The organism is Blautia sp. MSK18_10 (assembly GCF_020553185.1).
GTDB lineage: Bacteria > Bacillota > Clostridia > Lachnospirales > Lachnospiraceae > Blautia_A > Blautia_A wexlerae.
The window spans coordinates 20,432-30,239 of sequence record NZ_JAJCGT010000041.1 but is presented as its reverse complement, the minus strand read 5'-3'; the positions used below and the strand labels follow the sequence as shown (position 1 = coordinate 30,239).

Sequence of the window (9,808 nt, the reverse complement as noted above, 5' to 3'; positions counted from 1 at the left end):
TTTTTGTTGTTAGTTTTTTTAAGAAAATATGCCATAAAAGTCACCCTCTTATAGTATAGCACCATAGCACCATAAAAGCAAGTATAAAAAAGAAAATTTGTCAAGTTTTTAAAACAAAGAAAAAAGCCAGCAAATATGCTGACTTGAGGATAAAATATATTTCATTAACTCTCAAAAAATAAAGTGCTAAATCCTAAAGACGGGCACTATAAAAATCATAAAATTTGACAAAAAAATAAGCCGTAAATGGCTTAAATAAAGGATTTGTATTAAAACACTAAAAAAAGAAGTGTAAAACTCCCGACAAAAAAGAAAAAAGTACTTGCAAATTTGTGCTACATGTATATAATAAGACTTATAAAATCATATAATGATATATAATCAATTATCATTTTTAAGGAGGAATTATGAGAGACTTACATGCATCACAGATTAAGGTCGCAGTTGAGGCAGTGAAAGCCAGAAAGGAGGTCAATGAGGTTTATTTCGTCGCTTGTGGCGGATCCCAGGCAGTGCTTATGGCTGGACAGTATATGTTCGATAAGGAGAGTTCGATCCCTTCCCACGTATACACCGCGAACGAGTTCGTATATGATACGCCGAAGCGTCTCAATGAGAACTCCGTCGTGATTTCCTGCTCACATTCCGGAAACACACCGGAGACCGTAGAGGCAACGAAGCTTGCACGTTCCAAGGGCGCCCTTACGATCTGCTTATCCAACCTCGAGGGTTCTCCACTCTGGGAGGCAGCAGAGTATCCTGTTCACTATGACTGGGGTAAGGAAGTAAGCGATTCTGATAAGAATAAGGGTATCCTTTACGGCTTACTTTTCAGCCTTCTTTCCGTACTCGCTCCAGATGCGAAGTGGGATGTATGCCTGAAGGAGCTCGAGAAGCTGACCGATCTTTCTGCACAGGCGAAGGCACAGTACGATGCACAGGCGAAGGCATGGGCGAAGCGCAACAAGCGTGAGAAGACCATCTACACCATCGGCAGCGGCATCAACTATGGTGAGGTTTACTCCACCGCGATGTGCTGGTTCATGGAGATGCAGTGGATCAACTCCGGATGCATCCACTCCGGTGAGTACTTCCATGGCCCGTTCGAGGTAACCGATTATGATGTTCCATTCATGCTTGTAAAGTCCATCGGTCACACCAGACACCTCGATGAGCGTGTAGAGAACTTCGCAAAGAAGTTTACAGAGGATCTGCTCGTACTCGATCAGAAGGATCTCGATCTTTCTACGGTAGCTGATGAGGCGAAGCCATATGTTGCAGCCATCCTTACCGGCGTGGTGATCCGTCACTTCGTAGAGGCGATCGCCTTCGAGCGTGGTCACTCACTCGATGTTCGTCGTTATATGTGGCAGATGCAGTACTAAGATACAGTACGAAGAGGAAAATATATGTCGCTTAAACTGGTTATTTTTGATGTAGATGGACTGCTGCTCGATACAGAGAGGGTATGGCAGGATGTATGGTATGATACGGCAAGAGACTTCGGGATCGACGACTGGAAGAGAGAGGACTTTCTGAATGTGGTTGGTCGCAGTGGACAGCCGGTGTATGATTACATGGAAGAGTTGTTCCGTGGACGCTGCTCCACAGAGGAATTCATGAAAGTCGCCCGTCAGCATGGAGTAGAGCGTCTGGAGCGTGAGCTCACCGCAAAACCGGGTGCCGTGGAACTCCTGAACTGCATCAAAAAGGCCGGACTTCCGTGTGCGGTAGCGACCGCCACCAGTCGATCACTGACGGAGGAGCGCCTGACTCGCTTACAGCTCATACAGTACTTTGACTATATCTGCTGTGGTGATGAGGTCGTCGAGCGGAAGCCTTCGCCGGAAGCGTACCTGAAGGTGCTTGCGAAGATGAATACAGCACCGGAGGATGCACTGGTTTTCGAAGACTCGAAGGTGGGCGTCCAGGCAGCCTGGAATGCCAGGATCCCGGTCATCATGGTGCCGGATCTGATGCCGCCGACGGAAGTCCAGAAGCGACAGGCCATAAAGATTATCGCCTCTTTATCAGAGGCTGTTCCAATCATAGAAGAATTAAGTAAGGATGGTACGAAACATGAAAGATGCATTTGATGTGCTGATGATTACACATGCAGGATTGTGCAAGGGATATGCAGATGTATTGAAGCTGATCCTGGATATCGACGAGGATGATTTCGGGACGCTGTCGTTCGAAAACGGAGAGTCACTGGATGACTTTTCAGAAGCAATCCGTGCGACGATCGAGGAGAGATATAAGGATCGGAATCTGGTCGTCCTTCTGGACCTTCCGGGAGGATCGCCGGCGAATACCGCCTTACCATTCATGAGCTCGTCGAGAAAACTGATCGCGGGTGTAAATCTCCCGCTGGTACTGGAAATCATGGCAATGAAGAAGAGCGGTACGACATGGGAGGAGCTGGACCTCGATGATACCTGTAAGAGTGCAGCCCAGAGCATCGTACTGTACAACAACTTTTTAAATGGAGGAAATGTATGATTAAGTTAGTTCGTGTAGATCATCGTCTTTTACATGGTCAGGTGATTTTTTCCTGGACCAAGCAGGTAGGCACCAACTATATCATCGTCGCCGATGATAAGGTTCCGAATGATCCGATCAGCATGATGGCGCTCAGCATCGCGAAGCCGGTGGACTGTGAGCTTAGTATCATTCCGTTTTCACAGCTTCGGAAGCTGGTGGATGAGAATGCCAGCAAGAATATCATGATCATCGTAAAGGGACCGGCAGAAGCACTTCAGCTTGCGAAGGAGCTTCCAGAGGTGACCGAAATCAATTATGGCGGTGTGGCGAAGAAGGCCGGTTCGAAGGAGTACGGTAAGGCCGTGTACTTAAATGAAGCAGAGCTGAAGGCCACCCAGGAACTGATTTCGATGGGAAAGAAGATCTATATTCAGATGGTGCCATCCTCCCCGATCGAGCATGCATCATTTGAGAATTAAAAAAGGAGATGTCGTATGCTAATTAAAGCGATCTTACTCGGTTTAGTTGGTATCGTCGGTGTCATCGACTCCAGATTGATCGGACGTCAGAACATCGGCAGACCACTGATCCTGAGTACACTGGCAGGCCTCGTATTAGGCGATGTCAGACAGGGTGTAATTTTAGGTGCATCCCTGGAACTTATTTCCATGGGATTTGTAGCGATCGGAGCAGCCGGACCACCAAACATGCAGTTCGGAAGTATCATCGCCACTGCGTTTGCGATTCTTTCCGGTGCCTCCACGGAAGCGGCACTGACCATCGCCGTTCCGGTCGCCGTCATTGGCGAGTTCCTGAGTGTCATCATGCGTATGGTGATCGCGCAGTTCTCTCATGTAGCGGATAAGGCCATCGAGAACGGACAGTTCAAGAAGGCGATTCATATCCACCTCTGGTGGTCCTTCGGCTTCAACGCGCTGGTTTACTTCATCCCGATCTTCCTGACCGTTTACTTCGGTACGGATCTAGTTACGAATCTGGTAGCTGCGATTCCGCAGGCCATCACGAACGGCCTCACAGTCGCTGGTAACCTCTTATCGGCCCTCGGATTTGCGATGCTGCTGAGTTCAATGCTGTCGAAGAAGATGTTCCCGTACTTCCTTCTCGGCTTCCTGATCGTCGCATATTCCGGTCTCAGCCTGATCGGTGTGACCATGTTCGCCGCGATCCTGGCATTCATCCTGGATAAGGTTCTGTATGGAAAGGGGGCAAATGCATAATGGAAAATCAGAAAGCATTAAAGAAGGTAAGCGATAAAGACTTACGTAAGGTCTTCCTGCATTCCCTCGCGATTATGTGCTCATGGAACTATGAGCGTCAGATGCACATGGGCTTCATGTATGGCATGGCACCGGTGCTTGACAAGCTGTATGCAGATGATGAGGAGAGAAAAAAGGAAGCGTATCAGCGGCATATGGAGTTCTTTAACTGCACACCGCAGCTGACACCGTTTATCATGGGCCTCGCCGCTTCCATGGAGGAGCAGAACGCAAATTCAGAAGAGGGTGAGTTCCAGACCGAGTCGATCTCCATGATCAAGACCAGTCTGATGGGGCCGTTCGCCGGCATCGGTGACAGCTTCTTCCAGGGAACCATCCGAATCATCACCTTCGGTATCGGCCTTTCGTTCGCACAGCAGGGCAGCATCCTGGGACCGATTCTCGCAGTACTGCTGTTCGCGATTCCGTCATTGCTGTTTGCCTACAATGCAACCTTCTTCGGCTACAGGTCAGGTAATAAATACCTCGCGAAGCTGTACCAGGAAGGACTTATGGATCGCGTAATGCACTTCGCATCCATCGTCGGTCTCGCCGTCGTCGGCGGTATGGTAGCCAGCATGGTGTCCATCACCACGCCGCTTACCTTCTCCACCGGTGGTACGAATCTGGTCATCCAGGATATGCTGGATTCCATCATCCCGAAGATGCTTCCGTTCGTATTTACGCTGGGCATCTACAATCTCGTTCAGAAGAAGGTCAATACCAACGTCCTGCTGATCGGCATCGTCCTCTTCGGCATGGTCATGGGTGCACTGGGCATTCTCTAAACAGAGCGATACACTTCTTTAAAATACCACAGGGCACTGTGGCATACCCCTGAAAAAATATCCAGACTTCCTGCATGCATAGTGAATTCGAGATCCGGAAAGCACTATACCGTGCTGGAAGTCTTGTTTATAATGAGAACTTATTTACATGATGACTTAGATGACATGGTGACGTATGCAGGAATCCCGCTTATTTGCAGAGGGGACTTACGTATGAGCTCACGCAGTGAAAAGAAAGGATAGATAAAGATGAAAGAATTTACATATGTGATCAAGGAAGAACTCGGACTGCATGCGAGACCAGCCGGACTGCTGGTGAAGGAAGCGAAGAAGTTCCAGAGCGCTACGACGCTCGCGGCGAAGGGAAAGACCGCAGCTGCCGGCAAGCTGATCGCCATCATGAGCATGGGCGTCAAGCAGGGCGATGAGGTGACCGTGCAGGTCGAGGGTCCGGATGAGGATGCTGCGTTCGAGGCACTCGAGAAGTTCTTCCAGGAAAATCTGTAATTCATCGATCGATATAGAATCTGAGGGGACAGGAAATGGAAAAATACATCGGAAAGTCCGTTTATAAGGGAACGGCGATCGGTCCGATCAATGTTCTGAAGAAGAGTGATGGCATCGTAAAGCGTCAGCATGTCGAGGATGTAGCGGCAGAGCTCCAGCGTCTCGAGGATGCGAAGAAACAGGCGCAGGCCCAGCTCGGCGCGCTTTATGAGAAGGCGCTTCAGGAGGTTGGCGAGGTGAACGCGCAGATCTTCGAGGTGCATCAGATGATGCTCGAGGATGAGGACTACCAGGATGCGATCCACTCGATGATCGAGACGGAGGAGCTCAATGCTGAGTACGCGGTGGCGGTCACCGGAGATAACTTCGCCGAGATCTTCGCGAATATGGATGATGAGTACATGCAGGCACGTTCCGCGGATGTGAAGGATATCTCGAATCGTCTGATCCGGAATCTGAGTGGTGAGGAGGAGCTCGACTGGGCGCATATGGAACCGTCCATCATCGTGGCGGATGACCTGACACCGAGTGAAACGGTGCAGATGGATAAGCGTAAGATCCTTGCGTTCGTCACCGTCCATGGCTCGACGAACTCCCATACCGCGATCCTCGCGCGTATGATGAACATCCCGGCGCTGATCGGTGTGCCGGTGGAGCTCGACAGTCTCCATTCCGGTACGATGGGCATCGTCGATGGCAAGGATGCCGTGTTCTGCGTGGATCCGGATGAGGCAACCATCGCTGCTGCACACGAGATGCAGGCGAGGGCGGCAGAGCAGAAGCGGCTGCTTGCAAACTACAAGGGACGTCCTTCGGTGACGAAGAGTGGCCGGAAGGTAAACGTATATGCAAACATCGGCAGTGTTTCAGATGTCGCATATGTACAGGAAAATGACGCGGAGGGCATCGGCCTGTTCCGCAGTGAGTTCCTGTATCTCGGAAAGACCGCGCTGCCGGATGAGACTGAGCAGTTTAACACGTACCGTCAGGTGCTACAGACGATGGGCGGAAAGAAGGTGATCATCCGAACGCTCGACATCGGTGCGGATAAGAACGTCGATTACCTCGGACTCGGAAAGGAAGATAACCCGGCGATGGGGTATCGCGCGATCCGTATCTGTCTGAAACAGCCGGATGTGTTTAAGACACAGCTCCGCGCACTGCTTCGTGCGGCGAAGTACGGAAACCTCGCCATCATGTATCCGATGATCATCTCCGTAGATGAGGTGCTTCGGATCCGTGAGATCGTCGCAGAGGTGGCGGCAGAACTCAAGCGGGAGCAAATCCCGTATGCGATTCCGGAGCAGGGCATCATGATCGAGACGCCGGCAGCAGTGATGATCTGTGAGGAGCTGGCAGAGCTCGTCGATTTCTTCAGCATCGGCACCAACGACCTCACGCAGTATACACTTGCGATCGATCGCCAGAATGAGAAGCTGGATGAGTTCTATAATCCACATCATGAGGCGGTTCTTCGGATGATTCAGATGACCATCGATGGCGCGCATAAGGCGGGCAAGTGGGCCGGCATCTGCGGTGAGCTCGGTGCTGACACGACCCTGACGGAGCGTTTCGTCGAGATGGGCATCGATGAGCTGAGTGTCGCACCATCTATGGTGCTCAGCGTGCGCAGTAAGATTTGTGAGATGGCGTAACGCCGTTCATAGCACGAAAAACAGAAGATAAATAAACGATAAATAAACGAAGCGAAGGGGCAACCACACGAGATGTGTCGGTGCCCCTTCTGAACTTTATGGAGATAAATCTGTGATTGTGTTTGTGCTGGTTCTGGCTGAAGCGTCCTTCTGTTGTGGATCGAAGCTCAGTTCGACTTGATCTTCTCGTCCATGACCGTGGAGTCGTTTGTGGAAACGACATAGGTGACGCGATCACAGCGGACCGTCGTCAGCGAGTAGTGGATCGGCTTACCATCCTGATCATAGCTGATTTTATGAATCGAAAACAGCGGGTCGCCGACGTTGCACTTCAGAGTATCTGCGCTGTGGCTCTGCGCAGCCTTTCCGTCGATTTCGAGGACGGAATGATTCGGCCGGATATGATAGCACTCATCCATCACCTGGTAGAACGAGCGATCTTTCGAAAGTGTCGTGATGAAGTCCGGGAAGCGGGCATCCTCGATGTAGATCTTATCGATCGCGATCGGTTCGTTATCCTGCCAGACCAGACGCTCGATGTAGACGACCTTCGTCCCCATCGGAATCATCAGCTTCTCTGCGATATCCTCATCCGCGTTCAGGAACGATGCCTGGATGATATCGTGTCTGGACGCGTGTCCAAGGCTCGACAGACTTTCCTTGAAGCCGCTGGTCTTATTCAGATACAGCTTGTCCTTCTTGAAATTGATGAAGGTGCCCTTTCCCTGGACCTTATTGACATATCCCTCATCGGATAAATTCTGTATCGCCTTTCGAATCGTGATTTTACTCACATTATACTGGTCACTTAGCTCGTTCTCCGTCGGAAGCTTATCTCCCGGCATGTACTGCTTCGACAGGATACGGTTTTTAATATCTGCCTTCACCTGCAGATACAGCGGCTTGCTGCTATCCATGATCATCATTGTTTCCATCTCCCCTTCGCATCAGCGATGATATAATTAAATGCCATATCATCATATTGTACCAAGTCGCTAGCGCGACGGCCAGCCCCAGATACAATTTTTGTTGTTAGTTTTTTTAAGAAAATATGCCATAAAAGTCACCCTCTTATAGTATAGCACCATAGCACCATAAATGCAAGTATAAAAAAGAAAATTTGTCAAGTTTTTAAAACAAAGAAAAAAGCCAGCAAATATGCTGACTTGAGGATAAAATATATTTCATTAACTCTCAAAAAATAAAGTGCTAAATCCTAAAGACGGGCTTTTGCTCATATCAGTAATCGCAATCCTATGGGACCGGTTTACCGGATGGAAGGGCTGGTCTGTGGATTTTGTGATTCCTTTCGGGATATTGGCAGTGCAGTTTTCTGTTCCTGTGATCGCAAAAATAAACCGTCTGGAAAGGGAAGAATATCTGTTTTATCTTGTACAGGCCGGAATTGCAGGACTGATTCCGATGATATTGGTTTGGACTGGAATCGTGCAGTTTGCCGTACCTTCAGTAATCTGTGCCGGAATCAGTTTTCTGACATTGGCTGCACTGTTTATCTTCTGCAAGAAGGATACGATGCGGGAGTCTCATAAGAAACTGAGGATGTAGAAATATGGTCTTGACACACATGGGATAAAAGATTATACTTTACCCATGTAAAGAAAGGGGAGCTTGTGAGTGCAGGCTGAGAGGAAGTCATCAACTTCGACCCATATACCTGATTTGGATAATGCCAACGTAGGAACCTATAAGATATGATTTTAAAGGGAGATGACTGGCATCTCCTTTTTATTTATCTCATGCATTTGAAGAAATTCAGCTGTCCGGTAATCAATCTGTAATAAGTGAGAGAAAACCGGGGGCTTACAGGGAAATTTACATTATAACAGATGAATATTGGGAAAGATGAGAGTGAACAGAGTTCATGAAGGGGTGCACCACCGCGGGTGTATTCTTTTGTGGACTCTTTTTTATGTTGTAGAGGCCGGACCTTCTTTTCCCGGAAAGGAGAAAGTATGCTTATTACTGTTAATGGAAAAACAAAAGAATTGCAGAATACTCTTACAATAGGGCAATATTTGGAGGAAAACAGCTATGTGCCCAGCCAGATCGCAGTAGAATTAAATGAAAGAATTCTGTCAAAAGCCGAGTACAGCACTACTGTTTTACATGAAAATGACATACTGGAAATAGTCAGCTTCATGGGAGGTGGAAGATAAACAGGAATATCCTGATATCACATTATAATATACGAAAGAAGGACTTAAATTATGAGTACAAATAATGAAGACAAACTGATTCTGGGAGGTCATGAATTTACTTCCCGTTTTATTCTGGGATCCGGAAAATTTTCTCTGGATCTGGTGAAAGCATGTATTGAAAAGGCAGATGCGCAGATCATTACTCTGGCTCTGCGTCGTGCCAATGAAGGTGGACTGGCAAATATTCTGGACTATATTCCGAAAAATGTTACTCTTCTTCCTAATACTTCAGGTGCCAGAAATGCAGAAGAAGCAGTTCGTATTGCCAGGCTTTCCAGAGAAATCGGATGCGGTGATTTCGTAAAGATCGAAGTGATCCATGATTCAAAATATCTGCTTCCGGATAACTATGAAACTGTTAAAGCTACAGAAATTCTTGCAAAAGAAGGATTTGTAGTAATGCCTTATATGTACCCGGATCTGAATGCAGCCAGAGATCTGGTAAATGCCGGAGCTGCCTGCATCATGCCGCTGGGTTCTCCGATCGGCTCTAATAAAGGTCTGTGCACTAAGGAATTTATCCAGATTTTGATTGACGAAATTGAGCTCCCGATCATTGTAGATGCAGGAATCGGACGTCCTTCTCAGGCGTGTGAAGCCATGGAGATGGGGGCATCTGCAGTTATGGCAAATACTGCGATTGCCACAGCAGGTGATGTGCAGATAATGGCTGAAGCATTTAAAAAAGCTATTGAAGCAGGACGAAGTGCATACCTTGCCGGACTGGGAAGAACCCTGGAAAAAGGTGCAAGCGCATCCTCTCCACTGACTGGTTTTCTTCATGAGTAATAAATAAAAAATCATTCTAAGATGCATTATTTTAGAGGATTGCTATAACTGCGGAGTAGGTATTAATTTATAGGAAAACGAAAGTTGCC

General features: G+C 48.2%; 12 protein-coding genes and 1 riboswitch. Of the genes, 11 read left to right on the top strand and 1 reads right to left on the bottom strand.

Going from position 1 to position 9,808, the window contains the following annotated elements:
- Window positions 1-407: 407 nt before the first annotated feature.
- From LI074_RS14110 to ptsP, 8 genes are all read left to right on the top strand, one after another.
- Entirely contained in the window at window positions 408-1,385 is a 978-nt protein-coding gene (locus LI074_RS14110) for an SIS domain-containing protein (RefSeq protein ID WP_008705002.1), read from the top strand.
- A gap of 24 nt (window positions 1,386-1,409) precedes the next feature.
- On the top strand, window positions 1,410-2,096 hold the full coding sequence (locus LI074_RS14105; protein ID WP_008705000.1) for an HAD family hydrolase: 687 nt from the start codon (window positions 1,410-1,412) through the stop codon (window positions 2,094-2,096).
- Window positions 2,080-2,502 carry a PTS sugar transporter subunit IIA gene (locus tag LI074_RS14100; RefSeq protein WP_020993169.1) on the top strand — a complete coding sequence of 141 codons (423 nt, stop codon included), beginning with the start codon at window positions 2,080-2,082 and terminating at the stop codon, window positions 2,500-2,502. The genes LI074_RS14105 and LI074_RS14100 overlap by 17 nt, the downstream gene beginning before the upstream one ends.
- Window positions 2,499-2,963, top strand: coding sequence for a PTS sugar transporter subunit IIB (locus tag LI074_RS14095; RefSeq protein ID WP_008704986.1), 465 nt, complete (start codon window positions 2,499-2,501; stop codon window positions 2,961-2,963). Before LI074_RS14100 ends, LI074_RS14095 begins: the two co-directional genes overlap by 4 nt.
- A gap of 15 nt (window positions 2,964-2,978) precedes the next feature.
- Window positions 2,979-3,722: a PTS mannose/fructose/sorbose/N-acetylgalactosamine transporter subunit IIC gene (locus LI074_RS14090; protein ID WP_020993168.1), complete on the top strand. Its 744-nt coding sequence runs from the start codon at window positions 2,979-2,981 to the stop codon at window positions 3,720-3,722.
- Window positions 3,722-4,549: a PTS system mannose/fructose/sorbose family transporter subunit IID gene (locus tag LI074_RS14085; protein ID WP_008704984.1), complete on the top strand. Its 828-nt coding sequence runs from the start codon at window positions 3,722-3,724 to the stop codon at window positions 4,547-4,549. The genes LI074_RS14090 and LI074_RS14085 overlap by 1 nt, the downstream gene beginning before the upstream one ends.
- 249 nt (window positions 4,550-4,798) lie before the next feature.
- Entirely contained in the window at window positions 4,799-5,056 is a 258-nt protein-coding gene (locus tag LI074_RS14080; RefSeq protein WP_008704982.1) for an HPr family phosphocarrier protein, read from the top strand.
- A gap of 35 nt (window positions 5,057-5,091) precedes the next feature.
- Window positions 5,092-6,711: a phosphoenolpyruvate--protein phosphotransferase gene (gene ptsP / locus LI074_RS14075; protein ID WP_008704980.1), complete on the top strand. Its 1,620-nt coding sequence runs from the start codon at window positions 5,092-5,094 to the stop codon at window positions 6,709-6,711.
- Between the two features lie 167 nt (window positions 6,712-6,878).
- Here ptsP and LI074_RS14070 read toward each other — a convergent pair whose 3' ends face one another.
- Window positions 6,879-7,637 (bottom strand): GntR family transcriptional regulator, encoded by a 759-nt coding sequence (locus LI074_RS14070; protein ID WP_020993167.1) that lies wholly within the window; start codon window positions 7,635-7,637, stop codon window positions 6,879-6,881.
- 280 nt (window positions 7,638-7,917) lie between these two features.
- Between LI074_RS14070 and LI074_RS14065 the strand changes: the two genes are divergently transcribed.
- From LI074_RS14065 to LI074_RS14055, 3 genes are all read left to right on the top strand, one after another.
- Window positions 7,918-8,277, top strand: coding sequence for a DUF6320 domain-containing protein (locus LI074_RS14065; RefSeq protein WP_192927582.1), 360 nt, complete (start codon window positions 7,918-7,920; stop codon window positions 8,275-8,277).
- Window positions 8,278-8,322: 45 nt separating this feature from the next.
- Window positions 8,323-8,431, top strand: a riboswitch (TPP riboswitch).
- Window positions 8,432-8,684: 253 nt separating this feature from the next.
- The gene (gene thiS / locus LI074_RS14060) at window positions 8,685-8,888 is read left to right on the top strand and encodes a sulfur carrier protein ThiS (protein ID WP_008707075.1); all 204 of its coding nucleotides are present in this window, start codon (window positions 8,685-8,687) and stop codon (window positions 8,886-8,888) included.
- A 51-nt stretch (window positions 8,889-8,939) separates the two neighbouring features.
- Window positions 8,940-9,719: a thiazole synthase gene (locus tag LI074_RS14055; protein WP_008707074.1), complete on the top strand. Its 780-nt coding sequence runs from the start codon at window positions 8,940-8,942 to the stop codon at window positions 9,717-9,719.
- Window positions 9,720-9,808 lie beyond the last annotated feature (89 nt).